The sequence below is a fragment of the Neisseria sp. HMSC068C12 genome (assembly GCF_001814095.1).
Lineage (GTDB): Bacteria > Pseudomonadota > Gammaproteobacteria > Burkholderiales > Neisseriaceae > Neisseria > Neisseria perflava.
Window position 1 is genome coordinate 218514 of sequence record NZ_KV814801.1, and the last position, 24848, is coordinate 243361.

Here is a 24848-nt window from a genome sequence, read left to right on the forward strand (position 1 = left end):
GAATGCCGAAGACAACCACTTTTCCTGCCGCACCGCGACCACGTCTGCCTTTACGCCGTCCGCCGAAATAGCTTTCGTCCAGTTCGACAGAGCCCTCAAAAACCTCATCGGCAGCCAAGGCCAAATGATAGTTGATAACCATGCGGATTTTACGGTAGAACAGTGCTGCCGAATTGGGATGGATACCCAAAATATCGGCGGCAGAACGGGCGGTAACTTCGAGTACAAAAAAACGAAGCAGTTCTTTCTGTACTTTTTTTCTTTAATTTGCAGTGAGTTATCTTCATATTTCGAGGGTAACATATCTGCTAATCTAGTACAGCCCCTTGTTTTTAATAATGTTAATGTTAATACGTAACAAAAACAAATTCCTGCTTGTAGGTTAAAATCAGCATATGCTAATATGCGCAACAACAGGTTTTTCCAGAATAATCTGTGCTAAAATGCAGGATTAGATGGAAAACTCTATCCAAATTCGGTACAATACCGACGAATTATTTCCCTTAAACAACCTGCCGCAAGGCGAAAAGGAACGACTGACATGTCAAACATCGAACAACAAGTTAAAAAAATTGTTGCTGAACAACTGGGCGTAAACGAAGCCGAAGTGAAAAACGAATCTTCTTTCCAAGACGATTTGGGTGCTGACTCTCTGGACACCGTAGAACTGGTGATGGCTTTGGAAGAAGCTTTCGGCTGCGAAATCCCTGACGAAGACGCTGAAAAAATCACTACCGTACAATTGGCTATCGACTACATCAACGCCCACCAAGGCTAATCGGTCGCACCAAACATCCAGCCTCTGCTGCGCCATCGCAATAGAGGCTTTTACCTTATTATTAAACCCCTGAAATTTCAGACGGCATGAGTTTTGCCCGTTTTCACGAAGAAAAAGAGCAAGGCTGCCGCGAAAATCCCGACAACCAACAGCGAGATTATCATGAGTCAGAGAAGAGTAGTCATCACAGGTCTTGGCCAAGTATCACCGGTCGGCAACGACGTCGCCACCGCATGGAGCAATCTGCTCGCAGGCAAAAGCGGCATCGGACGGATTACCCGCTTTGACGCATCCGACATCAACAGCCAAATCGCCGGCGAAGTGCGCGATTTCGACATCGGCCAATACATCAGCGCGAAAGAAGCGCGCCGTATGGACGTGTTCATCCACTACGGTATTGCCGCCGCCCTGCAGGCCATTAATGATTCAGGCTTGGACGATTTGGAAACCCTCGACAAAGACCGCGTCGGTGTCAATATCGGCTCCGGTATCGGCGGCCTACCGAGCATTGAAGCGACCGGTAAAGCCGTCATCGAAGGCGGCGCGCGCAAAATCAATCCTTTCTTTATCCCAGGCTCGCTGATTAACCTGATTTCCGGCCATGTCACCATTCTCAAAGGCTACCGCGGCCCGAGTTACGGCATGGTTTCTGCCTGTACAACCGGCGCACACTCCATCGGCGACTCTGCACGATTGATTAAATACGGCGACGCAGACGTTATGATTGCCGGTGGCGCAGAAGGCGCGATCAGCACTTTGGGCGTCGGCGGTTTTGCCGCCATGAAGGCACTTTCCACCCGCAACGACGACCCTGCTACCGCTTCCCGTCCGTGGGACAAAGGCCGTGACGGTTTCGTTATTGGCGAAGGCGCTGGCGTGCTGGTGTTGGAAGAATTGGAACACGCGAAAAAACGCGGTGCGAAAATTTACGCCGAAATCGTCGGCTTCGGTATGAGCTCCGATGCTTACCACATTACCGCGCCTAACGAAGAAGGCCCTGCATTGGCCGTTACCCGCGCCCTGAAAGATGCCGGCCTGAATCCTGAAGACGTTGATTACGTCAACGCACACGGTACATCGACTCCTTTGGGCGATGCCAACGAAACCAAAGCCATTAAACGCGCTTTGGGCGATCATGCGCGCAAAGTCATCGTTAACTCCACCAAATCCATGACCGGCCACTTGCTCGGCGCGGCCGGCGGCGTGGAAGCGTTGTATAGCGTGTTGGCGGTACACGAGCAGAAATCTCCACCGACCATCAACATCTTTGAACAAGACGTTGAAGCCGGTTGCGATTTGGACTACTGCGCCAACGAAGCACGCGATGCGAAAATCGACGTTGCCATCTCCAATTCCTTCGGCTTTGGCGGTACCAACGGCACATTGGTATTCAAACGCTTTACAGGCTGATAGAAGGTTTAAGTAGATTGAAAAGGCCGTCTGAAACTGGATTTCAGACGGCCTTTTTTTATTTTGAAAACTAAATACTCTTGATAATCTGTATCATTTGTATAAAAATACTGATTCCTATCAATATCGCCCGGATTTTATCGGGTAATCAACCCAATTACATTTTTATCAGGAGTCTGCAATGAAAACCATCCGTATTCTGGCATTGGCCGCCGCGCTAGCCGCCGTGCCTGCATTTGCATCTGATTTTGGCCATGAACAGGCATTGACTATAGACGGTAAGCCTGCCCATTTGGCAGAAACTTCAGCCCGTATTTTGGCAAACGAAACCCTGACTGCGCCGCAACTGGTCGAAGATATCACTGATGGATTCGGTTCGAAAAAAATTCCAGGTTATAAATTGATGATTATGGGCCGCACTTATTCGGTGGCGGCAGAAACCAAACCGCCGAAAGAGGGCCAAACTCAGTGGCGGGACAATACGTTCATTCATCGCGGCGTAAAACTGTTTGTCGGTATTCCGGTCAAAAACGGCAAGATGGATTTGGCGTCTGCCAGATTGATTAATATCGGCGTGGTTGACGACAACGGTGGTGCCGCGCCTCATGATGAGGGTGAAAAAATCCGTCCGGTCGGTAAGCAGCTGATGTCCCCCGATACCAAAGTGGGAAATGTGAAACTCAATATTGCCAAACTGACGTTGCCAAATATGAAATTAGGCGAAACCAGTGGCGGTGGTGTGAAATTGGAAGCATCGGCAACATTGGACGGTAAGCCGATACAGACCAAAATCGACAGCACGTTCTCCCGCTTCTATTCCGCTAAACCAGCCGCTACACGGCCGTTTATGGCAGATGCACGGTTTGTGAAATAATCGTAAAGGCCGTCTGAAATCCTGCTTCAGACGGCCTTTTATATAACGAAACTGCATAAGTTTAGTTTTTCATAGATTAAAGGTAAGGAGTTAAAAAAGCGTAGAATGGCGATTTTAAAAATTCATCATTGGAGGTCGATCATGACGGTAACGATTTTAGACGGCGGAATGGGGCGTGAACTGCATCGGCGTGGCGCACCGTTTCGTCAGCCGGAATGGTCTGCTTTGGCTTTGATGGAAACACCGGAGATTGTACGCGAAACGCATTTGGACTTTCTTCGCGCAGGCGCACAGGTGATTACGACCAACAGTTATGCGCTTGTTCCGTTTCATATCGGGCAGGAGCGCTTTGATGCTCAAGCTGCCGAATGGGCAAGGCTTTCCGGCCGTTTAGCGCGTGAAGCGGTGGAACAAAGCGGGACTACTGCAAAAGTAGCCGCAAGCCTGCCGCCGTTATTCGGTTCTTACCGCCCTGACTTGTTTGACAAACAAGTCGCACCTGCTTTGGCGCGCCCTTTAATATCGGGTTTGATGCCGTTTGCTGATATTTGGTTGGCAGAAACCGTATCCAGCTTGGAAGAAGCGCGTTTCTGGCGCAGCAGTCTGCCTGATGACGGTAAGCCGTTTTGGGTATCGTTTACTTTGGAAGATACGATGCCGCATGATGTACCGGTGTTGCGTTCGGGAGAAACCGTGCACGAGGCGGCGGATTTCGCGGTAGAAATAGGTGCGGCGGCAATGTTGTTCAATTGCAGTCAGCCTGAAGTAATGGCAGAAGCTTTGAAAGTGGCACATGAAGCCCAAGGCCGTCTGAAACTGGGTGTGTACGCCAATGCATTTGAACCGGTACAAGGTCAGATGAACGAGGCCAACGACGGTTTGGATCCGATTCGCTCCGATGCCACGCCGAAAAATTATTTGGCATGGGCGAGACAATGGGCGGATTTGGGTGCTGAAATCATCGGCGGGTGCTGCGGTATCGCACCTGAACATATCCGTGCGTTGGCGCAAGGATTTAAGGCCGTCTGAAAGCAGCTGCATAATATTTTGATACGGTTAGAACAGGCTAAAAAAGCCGGTAATGCCGTCGCTTCACAAACACATAATGATAAAAATCAGGAATAAACATGTCGCAAAAATCTCAAATCGGCTTGGCCGCGCTGACGGCCTTGGTTATCAGTTCCATGATTGGTTCGGGTATTTTCAGCCTGCCGCAGAATATGGCTGCCGTTGCAGGTTCGCAGGCTTTGCTGTTGGGTTGGCTGATTACCGGTGTGGGCATTATCTTCCTCGGCCTGTCATTTTCGGCCTTGTCCAAACTTAAGCCCGAATTGGATGGCGGTATTTATACGTACGCCCGCGACGGCTTCGGCGATTTGATGGGTTTTTTCTCGGCGTGGGGCTATTGGCTTTGCACCACGGTCGGTATTGTCGGCTATTTGGTGGTTGCGTTTGAAGCAGTAGGCGGATTTGTCGATACGCCGGACAACGTGATTTTCGGCAAAGGCAACACATTTGCTGCTTTTGTTGGAGAATCAGTAATTGTGTGGCTGATTTACTGGTTGGTGGTGCGCGGTATTAAAGAAGCGGCAGGAGTGAACCTGATTGCGATGGCAGTCAAAGTATTTCCGCTGATTTTATTTATTGGTATGGCAGCCTATTTCTTTCAAACCGAAGTGTTTATGTCCGATTGGACAGGGGCGAGCCTTGCTACGCCTGAAAATCCTGATGTCAGCCTGATGACGCAGGTGAAAAACACAATGCTGATTACGCTGTGGGTGTTTACCGGTATTGAGGGTGCGGCGGTTTTGTCCAAGCATGCGCGAAGTCGTGCTGATGTCGGTCGAGCAACCATTATCGGCGTCAGCTTGACGCTGGCCATGTATGTGGCAATTACCGTCTTGGCTCAAGGCATTTTGCCTCGTGCGGATATTGCAGCAATGGCTAATCCGTCTATGGCGGGCGTGTTGGCGCACATGGTCGGCTCTTGGGGTAAAGTGTTGATTTCTTCCTGCCTGATTGTGTCTGTGCTGTCGTCTTATTTAAGCTGGACGCTGTATGCGACCGAGATTCCGCACATGGGTGCGAGAAACGGCGCATTTCCAAAATCGTTTATCCCGTTGAATAAAAACGAAGTGCCGCAGGGTTCATTGATGTTTACCACCTTGACCGTGCAGTTTTGCCTATTGCTGGTGTGGTTAAAAGGCGAGGATTATTCTGCCTTGCTGATGGTATCGACTTCCATGATTTTGATACCATATTTGTTAATTGGTGCATATCTGCTCAAATTATCGCTGACACAAAAGGCCGCGGCGAAATACCGTCTTATCGGCGCGGCAGCAACGCTTTATGCGGCTTGGATTGTCTATGCGGCAGGCACGGAATATTTGCTGCTTTCAGTCTTGCTCTATTTGCCCGGCGTATTACTGTTTTTCTATTCGCAAAAGAAACACTACGGAAATTGTCAGTTCAACCGTATGGAAAAAGCCGTATTGGTATTGCTGTTGATTTTGGCTGTGCCGGCCGTACAGCAGTTTGTCGCTAGCTTACAAGTGTAAGCAGAAAGGTTTGAAAAAGGCCGTCTGAAATCCAGTTTCAGACGGCCTTTTATTGATAAAACCGATTCAATATCGCATCATTTTGCTGTCTACCTGCATTGCCCAAGCATCAATACCGCCTTGCAGGTTGTAGAGGTTTTCAAATCCGGCGTCTTCCAAATACATTGCCGTGTGCAGGCTGCGGATGCCGTGGTGGCAATAGACAACAATGGGTAAATCATCGTCGGGCAGCTCGTTTTGGCGCAGGGGGATGAGGTTCATCGGGATATGAATGGCGGCGGGCAGGGTGCAGATGGCGCGTTCTTCATCGGTGCGGACGTCGAGCAGATGAAATGCGCGGCCTTCGTCCTGCCATTGTTTCAATTCGGTGGGCGAGAGTTGGATGATGTCGGTCATAGGGTTGGGTAAAAGCATGAGGCCGTCTGAATTTTCAGACGGCCTGTTGTTTAAAAATCGAAATCGCCAAACGGATTGGCCGATTTGTCTTCCAAGTGTGCCACGACGGTGTCAAATAATACTTTTTCGGAAAACTCATTGCCGTTACGCGTCAGCAAAAGCACGCGTTGTACCGGTTTGCGACCGACAATGACCACCATGCGGCCGCCATCTTTCAATTGCTCTTTTAAGATTTCAGGTACGCTGTCTACTGCGCCGCCCACATAAATCGCATCAAAAGGAGCGCCTTGCGATGCTTCGGTCAGGCCGTTGTTTTGCACATAATCGACGTTGGTAAAGCCCAATTCGTCCAAAACTTTTTTGGCGCGTTGCTGCTGCTCGGCGTCGATGTCGTCGGTCACGACTTTGCCGGCCAGTTTGGACAGCAGGGCGGTTGCATAGCCTGAGCCTGTACCGATTTCTAAGACAGTTTCGTCTTTTTTCAGTTTCAAGCCTTGAGCCAGGCGGGCAACGACTTTGGGTTCCAACATCTTATGGCCGTTGGTCAGCGGCAGCTCCATATCTGCATAGGCCAAACCTTGAAAAGCCTCGCCGACAAAATGTTCGCGCTCGATCTCCTCTAAAGCATCCAAAATGTCGAAGTCCAAGACATCCCACGGACGAATCTGCTGTTCAACCATATTGAAACGCGCTTTTTCAAAGTCCATATTTGTGCTCCGTTCAATTCTTAATTTTATCGAAGCATACATTATAAATCCTTGTCGGAGAGTGTGCCATCTTTCAGACGGCCCCGGAGGCCCGTTAATAATTGCCAAGCGCACATATATCCACTAAACTTTCACATTACACGACGCTACAGCAAGCAACAACCAACATACGGAGCAATAAAGATGTATCACCAAATCGGAATGTGGGACCAAAAATGGGTTATCGGCAACTGGAAAATGAACGGCCGACTCCAAAACAACAATGCACTTATGCACCGCTTCCGTGTCATGCCAACCGCAGAACGCGTGTTAATCGGCCTGGCTGCTCCGACCGTTTATCTGTTGCAACTGCACAACGCCATGCAGATTGTTTTGAACAACCGCATCTTGACCTGTGCGCAAGACGTGAGCCGTTTCCCAAATAATGGCGCGTACACTGGCGAAGTGTCCGCTGAAATGCTTGCCGACATCGGTACAGATATCGTCCTCATCGGCCACTCCGAGCGCAGCCTTTATTTTGGCGAGAAAAACGAAATCCAACGCCGCAAAATGGAAAACGTCCTCAACGTCGGCCTGATTCCATTGTTGTGCGTCGGCGAAAGTTTGGAAGAACGCGAAGCCGGTAAAGAACACGAAGTCATTGCCCACCAGCTTTCCATCCTGCAAGGTTTGAACACCAAAAACATCGCCGTTGCCTACGAGCCGGTTTGGGCGATCGGTACAGGCAAAGTCGCCACCGTCGAACAAATCGCCGACATGCACGCATTTATCTACAAAGAAATCTTGTCTTTGTGCGGAAGCGATGTTAAAATCCGCGTTCTTTACGGCGGAAGTGTGAAAGCGGATAACGCGGCCGACATCTTCGCAGTACCTCATGTAGACGGCGCATTGGTTGGTGGCGCGTCATTATCATATGACTCCTTTACCGCCATCATCAACGCAGCACAAGCCTCGTAGAAAACATATGGAAGCCTTTAAAACCCTTATCTGGATTATTAATATTATTTCCGCTCTATTCGTAATCGTGTTAGTATTGCTGCAACACGGTAAAGGCGCGGATGCCGGCGCAACATTCGGTTCCGGCAGCGGTAGCGCGCAAGGCGTATTCGGTTCTGCCGGTAATGCCAACTTCCTCAGCCGCTCGACTGCCGTTGCTGCAACATTTTTCTTTGCGACTTGCATGGCGATGGTGTATATTCACACTCACTCCAGTAAGCATGGTTTAGACTTCAGCGATGTGAAGCAGACCCAGCAAGCTCCTAAGCCTGCAACGCCTGCACAAAACAATACAACTCCTGTTGCTCCGAATCCTCAGCAGCAGTAAGACAATTTAATTTATGCCGACATGGTGGAATTGGTAGACACGCTATCTTGAGGGGGTAGTGGCCATAGGCTGTGCGAGTTCAAATCTCGCTGTCGGCACCACATTAGGAAATCTAACCGCTTTTTAGCGGTTATTTTTTCGTCTTGAGAATCTGCCTTTCATTTATCTTTAGGCCAAGACAGGGAAATACAATGAAGCGTTTGGTTGTCGGCATCAGCGGTGCCAGCGGTTTTCAGTATGGCGTGAAGGCTTTGCAGCTTTTGCGTGAGCATCAGGTAGAAACGCATTTGGTGGTTTCGCAAGGGGCGGAGATGACCCGTGCTTTGGAAACGGATTACACTAAAGAAGACGTTTATGCTTTGGCGGATGTCGTGCATTCCGTCCGTAATGTCGGGGCAAGTATTGCCAGCGGATCGTTTTTGACGGATGGAATGTTGATTGCGCCGTGTTCAATGAAAACCTTGGCTTCGGTTGCTCACGGGTTTGCCGATAATTTGCTCAGCCGTGCGGCGGATGTAACATTGAAAGAGCGGCGCAGGCTGGTGTTGATGGTGCGTGAAGCGCCGTTAAACTTGGCACACATCGACAATATGCGCCGTGTAACAGAGATGGGCGGCATTGTGTTTCCTCCCGTTCCGGCTCTGTATCAGAAGCCAGAATCCATCGAAGATATGATTACACACAGTGTCTCTCATGCTTTGGACTTGTTCGGTATTTTTCAAACCGATGCGCCGCGCTGGCAGGGCTGATGTTTCAGACGGCCTGAAAATAAATTGAATACACTGAGAAAGAGGATAAAATCATGCAAGCGATTCCTACCAATATCGTTAAATTTTTGAGCAATCATCATGTCGTCAGTATTGCCGCTGCGGCAGACGGCGAAGTTTGGGCGGCTTGTTGTTTTTATGTGTTTGATGAGGCGAATGCCCGATTGATTGTGTTGACTTCTTTGAAAACGAAACATGGCGGAATGATGAGCCGTTCTGCCAAAGTAGCCGGTACCATTGCCGGTCAGCCTGACAGTATCACAAAAATCAGCGGCATTCAGTTTGCGGCGACTGCCGCTTTGATTGAGAATGAAGCGGATTTGAAAGCGGCGCAGTCTTTATTTTACAAAGCGCATCCTGCTGCTCGAGTGATGAAAAGTGATGTCTGGGCGTTGAATTTGGATAATGTAAAATTCACTGACAATAAATTGGTATTCGCACAAAAAACGTACTGGAATCGCGAGGATTAAGAAAAGGCCGTCTGAAAGATGAAATTTCAGACGGCCTTTGGTAAGGTTACAAATTAATCGTGTCCGAGCTCGACAGTTTTGTCTTTGTAACGTGTATCAGGAACCAAAACGATTTTCTCGTCCACTTTGCCGATGGCTTTCACGTCTTTGCCCGGATAGTCCAGCTGGTGCAGGAAGTAGCGGATACAGTTCAAACGTGCACGTTTTTTGTCGTCGGAGCGGATGATGACCCAAGGCGCGTCGCCGGTATGGGTGTGGAAGAACATGGCGTTTTTGGCTTCGGTGTAGTCGTCCCAGCGGTCGAGCGACTGGATATCCACAGGGGACAGTTTCCAGTGTTTCAGTGGGTCGTCACGACGGGAGATGAAGCGGCGGAGTTGTTCTTCACGGGATACGGAGAACCAGAATTTGAACAGATGGATACCGCTGGCAACAAGCATACGTTCCAATTCAGGAGTTTGACGCATGAAGAGCAGGTATTCGTTAGGTTCGCAGAAGCCCATTACGCGTTCTACGCCTGCACGGTTGTACCATGAGCGGTCGAAGAATACCATTTCGCCTGCGGTCGGCAGGTTTTGGATGTAGCGTTGGAAATACCATTGGCCGCGTTCGGTAGTGGTTGGTTTTTCCAAAGCAACCACGCGCGCGCCACGCGGATTCAGGTGTTCCATGAAGCGTTTGATGGTACCGCCTTTACCGGCTGCGTCGCGGCCTTCAAACAGGCTGACAATACGCTGACCGGAATCTTTAACCCAGCTTTGTACTTTCAACAATTCGATTTGCAGCTTCTGTTTTTCTTTTTCGTAAACAGAGCGGCGCATACGTTGTTTGTATGGGTAGTTGGCAGGAAGCGGTGCGCTGCTGGAATCTTCGTCAGTGCCGCGTCCTTCGTGTTCCAAAACAGCCTTTTCGAATACTTGCAGCTGGTCTTGTTTCTCGCCCAGTTCAACATTCTCGAACGGTTCTAATTGGTGGTCTGCCATAAAGTCTCCTTATCGATTAAGTTTTAAATGATATGGTGTGGTATGGTTTGATTCTACCCTTTTATACTTCGTTCGACTACATAAAATTACATTCGAGTGCTTTTTTTGAATTTGTCTGCTAACTTATGTAAAAGCAGCGTATAATCAGCCTATTTGTACAGCAATCATGCCTTATTTCGCCCTGTTTGACGATGCCGTGAGCGGCCGAGCAAAACTCTATCAAAATCATGTAGAAAGCCATCGGTTTTATCATAACGAACTGGATTCGTTAACAAGTATTTTGCAAGCCGGCTGGAAAAAGGGTTTGCATGCAGTGTTGTTTGCAGACTACGAATTCGGATTGCCACTGATGGATATTTCATCCGCGCACAGTGGCAATTTGCGTTTGCACTGGTTTGCCGATTGTTCCGAAATCGATGCCGAAAGCTGGCTGGCCAATCATTTAGACGGCCTGGCGGCAGGCATCTCCACTCCCCGATTCTCCATATCCGAAGCCGATTATCTCGAGCATATCCGCCAAATCCACGAGGCCATCCGCCGTGGCGATACCTATCAAATCAATTACACCGCACGCCTGCACCTGCAAACTTACGGCAATCCGATTCAGCTTTACCGCCGTTTGCGCCAGCCTGTGCCGTATGCTGTTTTGTCTTGTCTGCCCGACGGGGCAGGGCAGGAAGCGTGGACTTTGTGTTTTTCTCCCGAACTTTTCCTCAAAATCGATTCAAACGGCCTGATTACAACCGAGCCGATGAAGGGCACTGCGCCGATTCTTCACGATGGGCAAGATGAACGCCGCGCCGTTGAATTGCAAAACGACCCGAAAAACCGCGCCGAAAATGTGATGATTGTCGATTTGTTGCGCAATGACCTCGGCAAAATCGCGCAAACAGGCAAAGTACGCGTGCCTGAACCGTTTAAAGTTTCCCGTTTCGGCAGTGTTTGGCAGATGACCAGTGCCATCGAAGCGCAGGCGCTGCCTGATGTTTCGGTTGCCGATATTCTCCGCGCAGCCTTCCCGTGCGGCATTATTACTGGTGCGCCCAAACGCATGAGTATGCACATTATTGAGTCTCTTGAGTCCGAACCGCGTGGTTTGTACACAGGCAGCATTGGCTTTTTGCATCCGTGCGATACAGGTTTGGGGTTTGAAGGTGTGTTTAATGTTGTGATCCGCACCTTATCCCTGAAGCCCGTTTCAGACGGCCTTTATCAAGGTGTTTATGGCGTGGGTTCGGGGATTGTGATTGATAGCGACCCTGAAGCCGAATATCGCGAGTGCGGTTGGAAGGCGCGTTTTCTGAATGACTTGCGGCCTGATTTCGGTATTTTTGAAACCATGCGCGTGGAATACAAACAATGCCGTTTGCTCGATTTGCACTTAGGCCGTCTGAACAGATCGGCACAAGCGCTCAACCTGTCTTGGCCTCAAAATGCAATAGAGCAAATTCAACATTATATAGATGAGTTGCCAAGTGGGTTATTTAGAGTCAAAGCAGCTTTGTTTTCAGACGGCCTTTCATTGAGCCATGGGGCTGTTTCTGAATTGGATGGGCAGCAATACGTCATCCTGAGTGAACACACATTAAACCAACGCGATTATCTACGCCGTTTCAAAACCACACGCCGTGAAATTTTTGACCAAGCATGGAAAACGGCAGAAGGGCAGGGTGCATTTGACAGTCTGTTTTTCAATTCAGACGGCCTTTTGTTAGAGGGTGGAAGAAGCAATGTGTTCGTCAAATATCAAGGACAATGGCTCACGCCGTCTTTGGATTTGGATATTTTGAACGGGGTAATGCGCCAAGCGGTATTGAAGCAGTCTCAGCTATATTTAGGTGCAGATACAATCAAGGAAGCCCACATCACGCGCGCTATATTGGAAAATGCGGAAGAAATCCGTTTGAGTAACGCTTTAAGGGGCGTGTTTGCGGTTTCGCTCCGTAAATAAATGGCAATAGTCAAATCATCGTGATTCAAATTGTCGTAAAGCGGCAATATCCGATAGAATACGTCATTTCAACAATGAGGTCGTCTGAAAGGGAAAACAATATGGCAAAAGCAAAAGGTGGATTGGGACGCGGTTTGGATTCGCTGATTTCCAATGCAGTGGACAGCAGCAGTAGCGACCGCCTGACAACGGTTGCCATCGCCGATATTCAGCCCGGCCGTTATCAGGCGCGTGTGCAAATTGATGACGAAGCTTTGCAGGAATTGGCCGATTCCATTAAAGCGCAAGGCATTATCCAGCCGGTTATCGTACGCGAACGTGGTTTGTCTCAATATGAATTGATTGCCGGAGAACGCCGTTGGCGCGCTTCCCAGTTGGCCGGTTTGACCGAAATTCCCGTCGTCATTAAAACCATCAGCGACGAAACTGCGTTGGCCATGGGTTTGATTGAAAACTTACAACGTGAAAACCTGAATCCGATTGAAGAAGCGCAAGGTTTGAAACGCCTTGCCGATGAATTCGGCCTGACTCATGAAACCATCGCAAAAGCCGTCGGTAAAAGCCGTAGTGCCATCTCCAACAGCCTGCGTCTGTTGAGCCTGCCTGAGCCGGTTCAGGAAATGCTTTACCAACGCCGTCTGGAAATGGGTCATGCCCGCGCGTTGCTGACCTTGCATGTGGTTGACCAATTGGAGTTGGCACAAAAAGCCGTCAAAAACGGTTGGTCGGTACGCGAGGTAGAGCGCCGCAGCCAGTTGGCACATCAAAAAGCCAAACCGGAAGCAACCAAAACCATTAACCCGGATATCCGCCGCATCAATGATGCATTGACCGAGCATTTGGGCGTTAATGCCGAAGTCAAAACCAGTAATCAGAAAAAAGGCAAAATCGTGCTGCATTTTGATACGCCGGAAACATTCGAATATTTGCTGAAGCAGTTAGGCATCAATCAAGCGTTCTAACGGCTTTATAAACAGAACGGGCCGTCTGAAAAAAGCTTTTCAGACGGCCTCAATTTTTGAAAAAGCGTAGAGCGTATAAATGTTTACAATACAAATCAAAATCTTCTGTAAAATCTGTGTAGCAACATGTAATTTGTGTTAAACTCCGTTCCTGCAAAGATTTGTTTTATATGTGTTAATCATTTATCTGTGAAAGGTTCACAAAGATTAACATATTGCTTGACGTTAATAAACTTCTTGATTATATTAATTTACCTTGCGTTTTGGGGTGTGAAGTACAATGAATCAGATAGTCCCATTGCAAGTGATTGTATTGTTAATAATTTCAGTTGTTTGTGCGTTATTTTCCGGATTGCCCGGCTTCCTCTCTGCTTTTGCGGGAGGATTTTCGTACATTTTGCCTACCCTAGTTGCAGTTTTACTTTTAAAGTTTTCCCGACGAAATCCTGATCTGCAAAGTTCGATGTTTATCGGCGGAGAGGTTTTAAAAGTAGTGCTGTCGCTGGTATCTATGTTGGTCGTTTTTGCGATATGGCATCGATCACTGGTATTTTACCCATTTTTATTGGCGTTTCTTGGCGTCAGTCATTTGGTTTTTTTAGTATTGTTGAGAGTGAAACACTATGGCAGGTGAAACTATGACCGCTGCCGACTACATCAAGCACCACTTGCAAAGCTTGACCAGTATGTCGGATGTTACTCAGGGTCAAGGACTGAAAAACATTGCTGATTTTTCGTTCATTAACCTTGATGCAATCTTTTTTGCCGTTCTGTTGGGCGTAATCGGCAGCTTCCTTTTGTGGCGCGGTGCCAAAAAAGCGACGGCCGGTGTTCCCGGTCGTTTCCAAGCGGCTGTTGAAATTCTGTTCGAATTCGTGGATGACATGTGTAAAAGCATTATCCATAACGAACAATCGCGTAAAGCCGTTGCCCCGTTGGGTCTGACCTTATTTGTCTGGATTCTCTTGATGAACGCCATGGATATGCTGCCGGTTGATTTGCTGCCGATGGCATGGCAAGGCATTACCGGTAATCATCATGCCCTGTTGCGCGTCGTGCCGACAGCTGACTTGAATACGACTTTGGCTCTGGCGATTGGCGTATTGCTGATCTGTATTTACTACAATGTCAAAATCAAAGGCCTTGGCGGTTGGATTCACGAGTTGTTCTGCGCACCTTTCGGTCCGTGGCTTGCTCCGGCCAACTTCCTGCTGAACTTGGTAGAGTTCTTGTCCAAAACCGTATCCCACGGTATGCGGTTGTTTGGTAATATGTATGCTGGCGAGCTGGTGTTCCTGTTGATCGCTCTGTTGGGCGGTGCATGGGCGTCAACCGGCAGTGTCGAAACTTTGGATCCGATTTTATTTGTGTTCCACCTGATTGCCGGTTTGGCTTGGGCGATTTTCCACATTTTGGTCATCACCTTGCAGGCATTTATTTTCATGGCGTTGGCGTTCGTATATATCGGACAGGCGCATGATGCACACTAATCAAGTAGTTTTTTTGTAGTTTGTTTTTTGTAGTTTAACCTTTACTATTTTAAGGAGTTTAAAAATGGGTTTGATTGCTATCGCATGTGGTTTGATCGTTGCCTTGGGCGCATTGGGTGCCTCTATCGGTATTGCAATGGTTGGTTCTAAATACTTGGAATCTTCTGCTCGCCAACCTGAGCTGATCGGTCCTCTGCAAACCAAACTGTTCTTGATCGCTGGTCTGATCGACGCGGCTTTCTTGATCGGTGTGGCTATTGCCCTGTTGTTCGCCTTCGTTAACCCGTTTAGTGGTGCGTAATCAAGACGGAGCGATCCGTTCAGATACAGGCTTGCCGTCTGTTTGATTAACCCAGATACGAAGGTTAAGTAACGTGAATATTAATGCAACCTTATTTGCGCAAATCCTAGTTTTCTTTGGCTTGGTATGGTTTACGATGAAATTCGTATGGCCTCCGATCGCCAAAGCATTGGATGAGCGTGCCGCAAAAATCGCCGAAGGCTTGGCTGCTGCCGAGCGCGGTAAGAGCGATTTTGAGCAGGCAGAGAAAAAAGTTGCAGAACTTATGGCCGAAGGGCGTAATCAGGTAACCGAAATGGTTGCCAACGCCGAAAAACGTGCTGCAAAAATTGTAGAAGAAGCCAAAGAGCAAGCTTCTCATGAAGCAGCACGCATTGCAGCCCAAGCAAAAGCTGATGTAGAGCAAGAAGTTAACCGTGCACGCGAAGTGTTGCGCGAACAGGTCGCTTCATTGGCTGTTAAAGGTGCGGAATCTATCCTGCGTAAAGAAGTCGATGCTTCCAAACATGCAGATCTGCTCAGTGCCTTAAAACAGGAGCTGTAATCTTATGGCAGAGTTCGCAACGATTGCCAGACCTTATGCGAAAGCATTGTTTAGTCTGGCTCAGGAAAAAAACCAAATCGAGTCTTGGTTGGGCGAACTGAAAGAACTCGCAGCGGTTGTTCAGGATGAGAAAGTCATTGCTTTCATCGAGCAGCCGGAAACGGGAGCTTCCGAAAAGGCAGAAACGCTCAAAGGTCTTGTCGGTATCAAAAATGTCGAATTGGCAAATTTTATTACCGTTTTGGCCGAGCAAAAGCGTTTGCTGGTATTGCCGGAAATTTATGCCCAATATCAAGATTTGACCTTGATACACAACAATACGAAATCGGCAGTAATTTACAGCGCGTATGAGCTCAGTTCTCAGCAGCTGGCCGATGTTACCGATATCCTGACAAAACGCTTCAACAGCAAATTGGATGTGGTAGCTAAAGTTGCCCCTGAATTAATCGGCGGCATCAAAGTAGAAGTGGGTGATCAGGTCTTGGATTTGTCCGTACAAGGCAAACTGAATGCTTTGTATGCGACTATGACAAATTAGGAGAGTTTTCATGCAGCTTAATCCTGCTGAAATTAGCGATTTGATTAAAGCTAAAATCGAAAATCTGTCCGTCAATGCAGAAGTGCGTACCCGTGGTACCGTTGTTTCTGTTACAGACGGCATTGTGCGCATTCATGGCTTGTCAGACGCGATGCAAGGTGAGATGCTCGAATTCCCCGGTAACACTTTCGGTCTGGCCATGAACTTGGAGCGTGACTCCGTCGGTGCCGTAGTGTTGGGTGAGTACGAACACATTAAAGAAGGCGATACAGTTACCTGTACCGGCCGTATTTTGGAAGTGCCGATCGGTCGCGAACTGGTTGGCCGTGTGGTTGATGCATTGGGTCGTCCTATCGATGGTAAAGGTCCAATCAACACAACATTGACTGCTCCAATCGAGAAAATTGCACCGGGTGTGATTGCGCGTAAATCGGTTGACCAACCAATGCAAACCGGCCTGAAAGCCATTGACTCTATGGTTCCGGTTGGTCGTGGTCAACGTGAGTTGATCATTGGTGACCGTCAAACCGGTAAAACTGCCGTGGCACTGGATGCCATCGTTAACCAAAAAGGTACAGGCGTTATCTGTATTTATGTGGCTATCGGTCAAAAAGCATCTTCTATTGCCAACGTAGTACGCAAATTGGAAGAGCATGGCGCGATGGAGCATACCATCGTGGTTGCTGCAACTGCTTCTGAAGCCGCTGCACTGCAATACATCGCTCCTTACTCCGGTTGTACCATGGGTGAATTCTTCCGTGACCGTGGTGAAGATGCGTTGATCGTATACGATGACTTGTCTAAACAAGCCGTTGCATACCGTCAAATTTCTCTGCTGTTACGCCGTCCTCCTGGCCGTGAAGCATATCCTGGCGACGTATTCTATCTGCACTCCCGTCTGTTGGAACGTGCAGCCCGTGTCAGCGAAAACGAAGTTGAAAAACTGACCAATGGCGAAGTAAAAGGCAAAACCGGTTCTCTGACTGCGTTGCCAATTATTGAAACCCAAGCCGGTGACGTATCAGCATTCGTACCAACCAACGTAATCTCGATTACAGACGGCCAAATCTTCTTGGAGACCGACTTGTTCAACGCCGGTATCCGTCCTGCAATCAATGCCGGTATTTCCGTATCGCGCGTAGGTGGTGCAGCACAAACCAAAGTCATCAAAAAACTGGGTGGCGGTATCCGTTTGGCGTTGGCACAGTACCGTGAATTGGCAGCGTTCTCGCAATTTGCTTCCGATTTGGACGAAGCAACGCGCAAACAGCTGCAACACGGTGAAGTAGTTACTGAATTGATGAAACAAAAACAATTCAGCACATTGAACACTGCCGAAATGGCATTGACTTTGTGGGCGATCAACAACGGTTCTTACGCAGATGTTCCGGTATCCAAAGCCTTGGCTTTCGAAGCAGAATTCTTGAGTTTCGTACGTACGCAACATCCTGAGGTTCTGGAAGCGATTAATGCATCAGGCGCAATGTCTGACGAAAGCGAAAAAGCATTGACCGAAGCCATGAAATCTTTCAAATCTTCTTACGCTTACCAAGCATAAGTATTGAGATGAAAGGAGTCTGAAATGGCAGTCGGAAAAGAGATTCTCACCAAAATCCGTAGTGTTCAAAATACCCAAAAGATCACTAAAGCGATGCAAATGGTGTCGACCTCTAAAATGCGGAAGACTCAAGACCGGATGCGCTTAGCGCGTCCGTACGCCGAAAAAGTGCGTACAGTGATGAGCCATCTTGCACAAACTAATGCCGATCATGGTATCAAATTGTTGGAGCCGCACCGCGAAGTGCGTCGTGCCGGTTTCATTTTGATTACCTCGGACAAAGGTTTGTGCGGTGGCTTGAACGCAAACGTACTGAAAAAGTTTTTGGCGCAAGTTCAAGAGTATCAGGAACAAGGCATCGAAGTCGAAGTCGTGTGCCTGGGTAGTAAAGGTTTGGCTGCATGCCAAAGCATCGGTTTGAATGTTATTGCCAGCGCAACCAATTTGGGTGATACCCCAAAAATGGAATTGCTGCTCGGCCCTCTGACCGAAATCTTCCAACGTTATGAGAAGCATGAATTAGACCGTATCCATATGGTTTACTCACGTTTCGTCAATACAATGCGCCAAGAGCCGCGTATGGAAGTTTTGCTGCCTATCGGTGAAAACGTTATTGACGACGGAACAGGTCATTCTTCATTTACTTGGGAATACCTCTACGAGCCGAGTCCTATCGCCGTATTGGAATATTTGGTTCGCCGCTATTTAGAGTCTGTGGTTTATCAGGCATTGAGCGACAACATGGCATCTGAACAAGCCGCGCGTATGGTAGCGATGAAAGCCGCAACCGATAACGCAGGTAATGCCATTAAAGAATTGCGCTTGGTGTACAACAAATCGCGTCAAGCCGCGATTACCACAGAATTGTCAGAAATTGTAGCAGGTGCAGCGGCAGTTTAATGCCGTCTGAAGCCTGAACAGGAAATTAGGATACGATAATGAGCCAAGGCAAAATCGTACAAGTTATTGGTGCGGTGGTTGACGTGGAATTTCCACGCGACGCTATCCCGCATGTTTACGATGCCCTGAAATTGGACGAGAACGGTCTGACTCTGGAAGTTCAACAGCTTCTGGGTGACGGCGTTGTCCGTACTATTGCAATGGGTAGTTCAGACGGCCTGAAACGCGGTATGTCTGTAAGCAATACTGGTGCGCCAATCACTGTACCGGTAGGTAAAGGTACATTGGGTCGTATTGTCGACGTATTGGGTACGCCTGTTGATGAAGCAGGTCCGATCGATACCGACAAGAGCCGTGCTATTCACCAAACTGCTCCGAAATTCGACGAGTTGTCTTCAACTACCGAATTGTTGGAAACCGGTATTAAAGTGATCGATTTGCTGTGTCCGTTTGCTAAGGGCGGTAAAGTAGGTCTGTTCGGTGGTGCCGGTGTGGGCAAAACCGTGAACATGATGGAATTGATCAACAACATCGCCAAAGCGCACAGCGGTCTGTCCGTGTTCGCAGGTGTGGGTGAACGTACCCGTGAAGGTAACGACTTCTACCACGAGATGAAAGATTCCAACGTATTGGATAAAGTAGCCATGGTGTATGGCCAAATGAACGAACCTCCAGGCAACCGTCTGCGCGTTGCTTTGACCGGTTTGACTATGGCCGAATACTTCCGTGACGAAAAAGACGAAAACGGTAAAGGTCGCGACGTATTGTTCTTCGTCGACAACATCTACCGTTACACTCTGGCCGGTACCGAAGTATCTGCACTGTTGGGCCGTATGCCTTCTGCAGTGGGTTACCAACCGACATTGGCTGAAGAAATGGGTCGTTTGCAAGAGCGTATTACCTCTACCCAAACAGGTTCCATCACTTCCATCCAAGCCGTATATGTACCTGCGGATGACTTGACTGACCCGTCTCCAGCGACAACTTTCGCCCACTTGGACGCGACCGTCGTATTGAGCCGTGACATTGCATCTTTGGGTATTTACCCGGCAGTTGACCCGCTTGACTCTACTTCGCGCCAATTGGATCCGATGGTATTGGGTCAAGAGCATTACGACGTAGCGCGCGGTGTACAGTCTACTCTGCAAAAATACAAAGAATTGCGCGACATTATTGCCATTCTGGGTATGGACGAATTGTCTGACGAAGACAAACTGACTGTGATGCGTGCCCGTAAAATTCAACGCTTCCTGTCTCAACCGTTCCACGTTGCAGAAGTGTTTACAGGTTCTCCAGGCAAATATGTCGCCCTGCGCGATACCATTGCCGGCTTTAAAGCCATCTTGAACGGCGAATACGACCATCTGCCTGAACAAGCGTTCTACATGGTAGGCGGCATCGAAGAAGCAGTTGAGAAAGCGAAAACCTTAAACTAAGGAGGTCGGCATGAGCGTCATGCAAGTTGAAGTGGTCAGTAGCGAGCAAAACATCTATTCGGGCGAAGCCAGCTTTGTGGTGGTTCCGACCGTTCAAGGTGAGCTTGGTATTTATCCACGACACGAGCCGATTATGAGTTTGGTACGCCCCGGCGCATTGCGTTTGACTGTTCCGGGTGAAGCTGAAGAAGTGCTGGTTGCCGTTTCCGGTGGCGTTTTAGAAGTACAGCCTGATAAGATTACCGTATTGGCAGACGTTGCCGTCCGCAGTACCGAAATGGATCAGGCGCGTGCTGAAGCAGCTAAAAAAGCAGCCGAGGCAGGTGTTTCTGCAGCCAAAGATGATAAATCTCTGGCCGAAGCGCACAAAGCATTGGCAGCAGCCATTGCCCAGCTGAAAACTTTGGATTACCTTCGTTCGCAAAAAAACAAGTAATGTGGGTTCATCAAGAAAAAGCACAACGAAATGTTGTGCTTTTTTATTTGCCTGAAGATAAGCAGCTTGGTATTGAAATGTCGATAGATGAGTAGATGGCAAACTTGAAATCGGAACGGTAGAACCGGTTTTTATGACTCAATTGTTGGCGGATCATTTTCAAAGCAGTTAGTCTTGTTATTTGGCTAAGAATAGCCTACTCAATCTTTTTTAACCACAAAAAGCAGGGTGGATAATTCCTAATTTATTGCAACCGCAACAGATCTGAATTGATCAGTATTGAAAATATTAGAATTTGCGGAAGCCCTTGTATAAACAAAAGGCCGTCTGAAACTTTTCAGACGGCCTTTAAACCATTATTACGGTATTCATTTATGATTGGTCGATGGTTTTATCCAGTCCTTGGGTCAGACCGTTGATGTCGCCACCATTCAGTCCCAACTCTTTCAATAGACCGTCAACCAACGGAGCTTGGCTGCGGTAGCGCAGGGCGCTGTTGACCATTTGATCGGCAAGGCTGGTTTGTGTGGTTTGGCCGTCTGAAACACCTTCCGCACTGTTTGCACCACCGGCAAAGCCACCCAGACCATTGACCTGCAAAATCTTGATGTCTTCGATTTTTTCCATTGGGCGGACGGATTCGCGGATGATGTCCGGCAGGTGTTTTAAGAGGGCAAGGCGGACTTGCATTTCAACCTGTTCAACGCTCAGGACGTTGGCAGCTTCGTTCACAGCGCGGGTACCTTCGGCGTCAACCTTGTATTGTTGCTCTTGCGCTTGCGCCAACAGAATCTTGGCATCGGCTTCACCTTTGGCTTGAAGGCGTTGTTTCTCGGCTTCGGCTTCGGCGGCGATACGCACGGCTTCAGCGCGGTCTTGTGCAGCTTGTTTTTCAGCTTCAGCGGCAACAGTGAGCGAAATCGCATCTTTTTGCGCAGCTTCTTCGGCGGCAATCAATTCAACCGCTTTGGCACGCTCGGCGCGTTCGGTTTCGCGTACGGTAATCACGCTCTCTTCTTCGCGAACGGCGGCGGCGCGGGCTTTGTCTGCTTCGGCTTTGGCTTCGGATTCGGCACGCGATTTTTCGGCAACGGCGATGGCGCGGTCTTGCTCGGCCAATTCGATGGCTTTGCGGCGTTCAACCTCTGCCTGCTCAACGGCTTGTGCTTTTCTAATGTCTTCGTTTTTAATGTCGCGTTCGGCGGCGATGCGTTTCAAATCCACTTCGCGTTCAGCGGCAATTTTGGCTTCTTCCGCTTCACGTTTTTTCTGGGCTTCTTGTTCGGCGATGCTGGCTTCTTGTTCAGCACGGCGTACCGAGATTTCACGTTCTTGTTCGAGTTTGGCGTATTCTTCTTCGCGTGAGATTTTCAGGCGTTGTTGTTCGGCTTCCAGATTTTTAGTTTTAATTGCCAAGTCGGTGTCTTGTTCGATTTCGTTACGTTTTTTGCGGCGGCCTTCGATGGTTTCGGTCAGTTTGGTCAAACCTTCCGCGTCAAAGGCGTTTTGCGGGTTGAAGAACTCAAAGCTGGTTTGGTCGAGGCCGGTCAGGGAAACGGTTTCGAGTTCGAGACCGTTTTTAAACAAGTCTTCGCTCACGACTTGTTGCACTTTCTGAACGAAATCAACACGTTTCTCATGCAGCTCTTCCATCGCCATTTCGGCAGCAACGGCGCGCAGGGCGTCAACGAATTTACCTTCGACGAGGTCTTTCAACTCATCGGGAGACATGGTTTTCATACCCAGCGTTTGTGCGGCGGTCGCAATGCTCTCGGCGCTGGGTTTAACGCGGACGTAAAATTCAGCCATCACGTCAACGCGCATACGGTCGCGGGTAATCAGCGCTTGTTGGGCAGCGCGGCGCACTTCAAGGCGCAATGTATTCATGTTGACGGGGATGATTTCGTGCAATACAGGCAGCACCATCGCGCCGCCGTTCATGATGACTTTTTCGCCACCAAAACCGGTGCGGACAAATGAAACTTCTTTGCTGGCACGGCGATACAGACGGGTCAGGATGAGGCCGAGTACAAACAGCGCGACGAGTATGACGCCGGCGATAGTGCCGATGGAGACCAAATTCATGGTTTTTCCTTTCTTCTTGTTAATATGCCTTTGGGGCGGTGGATTCAGAAGGCTTTGAGGGAGAGAGGCCGTCTGAAAGGGTTAAAAATATGGGTTGAAATAATAGGGTGGTTGTTTTTCTAATTGTTATTTCAAATTTCTAGATGGTGAGGATAGGGCGGTAAAGTATCTATTTTTACCGTATCGATAAATCAGCAGTTTCAGACGGTCTTAATCAACCAAGCTGCCGCTCGGATTCAAAATCGCTTTAAATGTATTTCCGTCCAACGACACCAGCAATACTGCATCTCCTTGTTTTAATACATCTTCAGAGTCAGGCTCTACCATCACATAATGCTGTTGGCCGTAAGCATCTTTTACGCGCACCTGCGCCGCATTGCCTACCCGAGCTTCGCCCAACACCACCATGCCGACGCGCCCGATCAAACTTTCCTGAGAAACGGCCGTGGTTTCATCTTTCGGCATAATTTTGTACAAACCGCTAGCCGTCACCCGCACTAAGGGCAGGGAAAGAAACCAAACGATGACTGCTGCCAGCGTGCCATTCAGATAACTGCCGAATACAGTGGCAAAGGCCGTCTGAAACAGATAACCCGTCAGTCCGTATACGGCAAGAAACACCACCATCAACATCAACACCGGAATACGTCCGACATACAGCCAGCTCAGGAAACGCACAAATATGCCTGCGTCTGCCACATCCAATCCGACCTCGGCGTGCGCGGTTTCGGTCAGACTGTCGGGCAACAGGTTGTCCAACCAATCGCTGATACCGCCTGCCAGCATGGAAATGACTTCCAACACACCGAGCAAAACCATCAGCGCAATGGCGATACCGAAGATTTCAGTTTCGGGGGCGTTGATTAAATTCCACATATTGCATTTCCTTATTCTTTTTAATTTTCAGACGGCATATATTTTATTTTAAAGTTAAGCAGATTGGATATGGGTTTTTTATTAATTTGTCGTAACTGACAGGATTTTTCCCAATCCGTCATCTTTTTGTTATTTAGGTGTGTATGGTTTTCTTTTTTCAGACGGCCCCGTGAAGATAAAGGCCGTCTGAAACCGCGATTTTCTCAATATAGCTTATGATTTCGCTTTCAATGCCGCCAATCTTTCGGCAATGCGGTTGTTGCGGCTTAAGTCTTCCAGTTCTTTCAGCTTGGCCAACTGCGCCGCATCGGTGCTGCTGTGTACTGAGTTTTGGCGACCCATCACACGGTCGAAAGCGTTGCCGCTTTTTTCGGCATCACGGGCGATACGGTTGAGGTCGCTGCCGTTGCCTCCTGCCGCTTTGCCTGCGCCCACGCTTTGCTGTGCGGCACGCCAATCTTGCAACTGCTGCTGCATCTCGCGTTTTTTCGCCTGCAGGGCGGCGATAAAGCCTTCGAGCTCTTTTTCTTGTGCGGCACAATCGGCAATGGTGTTTTCCAAAACAGGCAGACGCGCTTCGATGTCCATCTGCTCGGCGATACCTGCTTCGGCAATATCATCGCGACCGGCATCTACGGCGGCTTGCAGATTGGCATCGATTGCTTCGTGGCGGTTGCTTTCGTCGGCCATTTTCTTGGCGGCAAGATGTTTCTGCGCCAACACTTTGCCTAACTCAGCACGCACTTCATCTACTGCGCGCTCAATTTCGCGGATGCTTTCGTTCATTACCGCTTCAGGTGCAAGGTTTTCCGCCGCATCAATCAGGGCATGAAAACCGCCGCTTACTAGACGGCCCACTCTGCGGGATAGGGTTTCGCTCATTTGGATTTTCCTTTCACTAAAATGTGTTTGTTTCATTTGGTATGGCGGCAGTCTTAAACTTCATTTGCCTGCTGCACAATCTTCGCCAGCCTCAATGTGTTTTCAAGCTGTTGTAATACGCTGTCGTCGTATGCCGCGCCTTTGCCGGTTACGGCGAGTTGCAGGATGCTGTCGGTGAGACGGACAATGCGCCACATCAGTTCGCGCTCGTATTTTTTCAAATCGTCGAGGTCAGCTTCTTCGGGCAGGTCGGCGGCGAGTGTTGCGCCTAAGTCGGGCAATTGTTCAAACAACCTCGCCACGATATGCGAATGCACTCCAGCCTGTTTTTCCGCGTGCAAGATGTCGTGTTTTGCCGCTTGGAAAAATTGCTCCTGCGCCGTCAGTGCAGAGCCGTAATCGCGTGTCTGCGTATGCGCCAAGCGCGCCAGCTTGAGCAGTTCGCGGATTTTTTCAGATGGCGTATTCGCTCCTTCGATTTTGAGTTCGGCAATAAAATCAGCATCTTCCTGGGTGATGCGCACACTAATTGGGATACGGTTCGTTGCATTCATATTCGTTTGCTTTGGTTTGTATTCATTTGAATACAAATATACAATATGGGATTCTGAGGCGCAATACC

General features: G+C 48.8%; 27 protein-coding genes, 1 tRNA gene and 1 pseudogene. 21 read left to right on the top strand and 8 right to left on the bottom strand.

All coding sequences use genetic code 11. From position 1 onward, the window contains the following. Positions 1–287: pseudogene (locus HMPREF2952_RS03020) on the bottom strand (IS1595 family transposase); the annotation flags it as partial. Positions 288–541: 254 nt separating this feature from the next. Here HMPREF2952_RS03020 and acpP point away from each other — a divergent pair. The 5 genes from acpP to HMPREF2952_RS03045 all read left to right on the top strand — a co-directional run bounded on the left by acpP (position 542) and on the right by HMPREF2952_RS03045 (position 5620). Beyond that, positions 542–778: an acyl carrier protein gene (gene acpP, locus HMPREF2952_RS03025; protein ID WP_003679644.1), complete on the top strand. Its 237-nt coding sequence runs from the start codon at positions 542–544 to the stop codon at positions 776–778. A 162-nt stretch (positions 779–940) separates the two neighbouring features. Continuing rightward, on the top strand, positions 941–2188 hold the full coding sequence (gene fabF / locus HMPREF2952_RS03030) for a beta-ketoacyl-ACP synthase II (RefSeq protein WP_049336023.1): 1248 nt from the start codon (positions 941–943) through the stop codon (positions 2186–2188). A gap of 181 nt (positions 2189–2369) precedes the next feature. After that, positions 2370–3062, top strand: coding sequence for a hypothetical protein (locus HMPREF2952_RS03035; protein WP_039861873.1), 693 nt, complete (start codon positions 2370–2372; stop codon positions 3060–3062). Positions 3063–3203: 141 nt separating this feature from the next. Further along, on the top strand, positions 3204–4091 hold the full coding sequence (locus HMPREF2952_RS03040; protein WP_039861922.1) for a homocysteine S-methyltransferase family protein: 888 nt from the start codon (positions 3204–3206) through the stop codon (positions 4089–4091). 98 nt (positions 4092–4189) lie between these two features. Beyond that, positions 4190–5620 (top strand): basic amino acid/polyamine antiporter, encoded by a 1431-nt coding sequence (locus HMPREF2952_RS03045; protein WP_049336020.1) that lies wholly within the window; start codon positions 4190–4192, stop codon positions 5618–5620. Between the two features lie 66 nt (positions 5621–5686). Here HMPREF2952_RS03045 and HMPREF2952_RS03050 read toward each other — a convergent pair whose 3' ends face one another. Both HMPREF2952_RS03050 and HMPREF2952_RS03055 read right to left on the bottom strand, forming a co-directional pair. Then, entirely contained in the window at positions 5687–6016 is a 330-nt protein-coding gene (locus HMPREF2952_RS03050; RefSeq protein WP_003679997.1) for a rhodanese-like domain-containing protein, read from the bottom strand. Positions 6017–6066: 50 nt separating this feature from the next. After that, complete coding sequence (locus tag HMPREF2952_RS03055) at positions 6067–6723, bottom strand: protein-L-isoaspartate O-methyltransferase family protein (RefSeq protein ID WP_039861872.1); 657 nt, start codon at positions 6721–6723, stop codon at positions 6067–6069. A 183-nt stretch (positions 6724–6906) separates the two neighbouring features. Between HMPREF2952_RS03055 and tpiA the strand changes: the two genes are divergently transcribed. The 5 genes from tpiA (at position 6907) to HMPREF2952_RS03080 (ending at position 9284) form a co-directional block, all read left to right on the top strand. Next, positions 6907–7680, top strand: a complete 774-nt coding sequence (tpiA, locus tag HMPREF2952_RS03060) for a triose-phosphate isomerase (protein WP_004519014.1) — start codon at positions 6907–6909, stop codon at positions 7678–7680. A 7-nt stretch (positions 7681–7687) separates the two neighbouring features. Beyond that, positions 7688–8047 carry a preprotein translocase subunit SecG gene (gene secG / locus HMPREF2952_RS03065; RefSeq protein WP_004519013.1) on the top strand — a complete coding sequence of 120 codons (360 nt, stop codon included), beginning with the start codon at positions 7688–7690 and terminating at the stop codon, positions 8045–8047. A gap of 15 nt (positions 8048–8062) precedes the next feature. Further along, a tRNA-Leu gene (locus tag HMPREF2952_RS03070) sits at positions 8063–8148 on the top strand. Positions 8149–8238: 90 nt separating this feature from the next. Beyond that, on the top strand, positions 8239–8796 hold the full coding sequence (locus tag HMPREF2952_RS03075; protein WP_004519012.1) for a UbiX family flavin prenyltransferase: 558 nt from the start codon (positions 8239–8241) through the stop codon (positions 8794–8796). A gap of 53 nt (positions 8797–8849) precedes the next feature. Then, positions 8850–9284 carry a PNPOx family protein gene (locus HMPREF2952_RS03080; protein WP_004519011.1) on the top strand — a complete coding sequence of 145 codons (435 nt, stop codon included), beginning with the start codon at positions 8850–8852 and terminating at the stop codon, positions 9282–9284. Positions 9285–9337: 53 nt separating this feature from the next. Here HMPREF2952_RS03080 and ppk2 read toward each other — a convergent pair whose 3' ends face one another. Continuing rightward, positions 9338–10267, bottom strand: a complete 930-nt coding sequence (gene ppk2, locus HMPREF2952_RS03085) for a polyphosphate kinase 2 (RefSeq protein ID WP_004519010.1) — start codon at positions 10265–10267, stop codon at positions 9338–9340. Positions 10268–10433: 166 nt separating this feature from the next. Between ppk2 and HMPREF2952_RS03090 the strand changes: the two genes are divergently transcribed. The 11 genes from HMPREF2952_RS03090 (at position 10434) to HMPREF2952_RS03135 (ending at position 20383) form a co-directional block, all read left to right on the top strand. Further along, positions 10434–12218, top strand: coding sequence for a bifunctional chorismate-binding protein/class IV aminotransferase (locus HMPREF2952_RS03090; RefSeq protein ID WP_070695263.1), 1785 nt, complete (start codon positions 10434–10436; stop codon positions 12216–12218). A gap of 101 nt (positions 12219–12319) precedes the next feature. Next, on the top strand, positions 12320–13180 hold the full coding sequence (locus HMPREF2952_RS03095) for a ParB/RepB/Spo0J family partition protein (protein ID WP_039861871.1): 861 nt from the start codon (positions 12320–12322) through the stop codon (positions 13178–13180). Between the two features lie 280 nt (positions 13181–13460). After that, on the top strand, positions 13461–13814 hold the full coding sequence (locus HMPREF2952_RS10875; protein WP_049336018.1) for an ATP synthase subunit I: 354 nt from the start codon (positions 13461–13463) through the stop codon (positions 13812–13814). Beyond that, positions 13804–14670, top strand: coding sequence for a F0F1 ATP synthase subunit A (gene atpB, locus HMPREF2952_RS03100; RefSeq protein ID WP_003748099.1), 867 nt, complete (start codon positions 13804–13806; stop codon positions 14668–14670). Before HMPREF2952_RS10875 ends, atpB begins: the two co-directional genes overlap by 11 nt. Before the next feature lie 64 nt (positions 14671–14734). Then, positions 14735–14971 carry a F0F1 ATP synthase subunit C gene (atpE, locus tag HMPREF2952_RS03105; RefSeq protein WP_004519005.1) on the top strand — a complete coding sequence of 79 codons (237 nt, stop codon included), beginning with the start codon at positions 14735–14737 and terminating at the stop codon, positions 14969–14971. Between the two features lie 73 nt (positions 14972–15044). After that, a complete protein-coding gene (locus HMPREF2952_RS03110; RefSeq protein WP_003708446.1) occupies positions 15045–15515 on the top strand; it encodes a F0F1 ATP synthase subunit B in 471 nt (156 codons plus the stop codon). A 4-nt stretch (positions 15516–15519) separates the two neighbouring features. Then, complete coding sequence (locus HMPREF2952_RS03115) at positions 15520–16053, top strand: F0F1 ATP synthase subunit delta (RefSeq protein ID WP_004519004.1); 534 nt, start codon at positions 15520–15522, stop codon at positions 16051–16053. Between the two features lie 10 nt (positions 16054–16063). Beyond that, a complete protein-coding gene (gene atpA, locus HMPREF2952_RS03120; RefSeq protein ID WP_003676111.1) occupies positions 16064–17611 on the top strand; it encodes a F0F1 ATP synthase subunit alpha in 1548 nt (515 codons plus the stop codon). Between the two features lie 24 nt (positions 17612–17635). Beyond that, positions 17636–18511: a F0F1 ATP synthase subunit gamma gene (gene atpG, locus HMPREF2952_RS03125; protein WP_004519003.1), complete on the top strand. Its 876-nt coding sequence runs from the start codon at positions 17636–17638 to the stop codon at positions 18509–18511. 38 nt (positions 18512–18549) lie between these two features. After that, a complete protein-coding gene (gene atpD / locus HMPREF2952_RS03130; protein ID WP_003748111.1) occupies positions 18550–19947 on the top strand; it encodes a F0F1 ATP synthase subunit beta in 1398 nt (465 codons plus the stop codon). 10 nt (positions 19948–19957) lie between these two features. Beyond that, positions 19958–20383, top strand: coding sequence for a F0F1 ATP synthase subunit epsilon (locus HMPREF2952_RS03135; RefSeq protein WP_004519002.1), 426 nt, complete (start codon positions 19958–19960; stop codon positions 20381–20383). A gap of 372 nt (positions 20384–20755) precedes the next feature. Here HMPREF2952_RS03135 and HMPREF2952_RS03140 read toward each other — a convergent pair whose 3' ends face one another. From HMPREF2952_RS03140 to HMPREF2952_RS03155, 4 genes are all read right to left on the bottom strand, one after another. Further along, positions 20756–22468 (bottom strand): flotillin family protein, encoded by a 1713-nt coding sequence (locus tag HMPREF2952_RS03140; RefSeq protein ID WP_070695264.1) that lies wholly within the window; start codon positions 22466–22468, stop codon positions 20756–20758. Positions 22469–22678: 210 nt separating this feature from the next. Continuing rightward, the gene (locus HMPREF2952_RS03145; RefSeq protein ID WP_070695265.1) at positions 22679–23344 is read right to left on the bottom strand and encodes a YqiJ family protein; all 666 of its coding nucleotides are present in this window, start codon (positions 23342–23344) and stop codon (positions 22679–22681) included. Positions 23345–23557: 213 nt separating this feature from the next. Continuing rightward, the gene (locus tag HMPREF2952_RS03150; protein ID WP_070695266.1) at positions 23558–24226 is read right to left on the bottom strand and encodes a PspA/IM30 family protein; all 669 of its coding nucleotides are present in this window, start codon (positions 24224–24226) and stop codon (positions 23558–23560) included. Between the two features lie 53 nt (positions 24227–24279). Beyond that, the gene (locus tag HMPREF2952_RS03155; protein WP_070695267.1) at positions 24280–24780 is read right to left on the bottom strand and encodes a hypothetical protein; all 501 of its coding nucleotides are present in this window, start codon (positions 24778–24780) and stop codon (positions 24280–24282) included. Positions 24781–24848 lie beyond the last annotated feature (68 nt).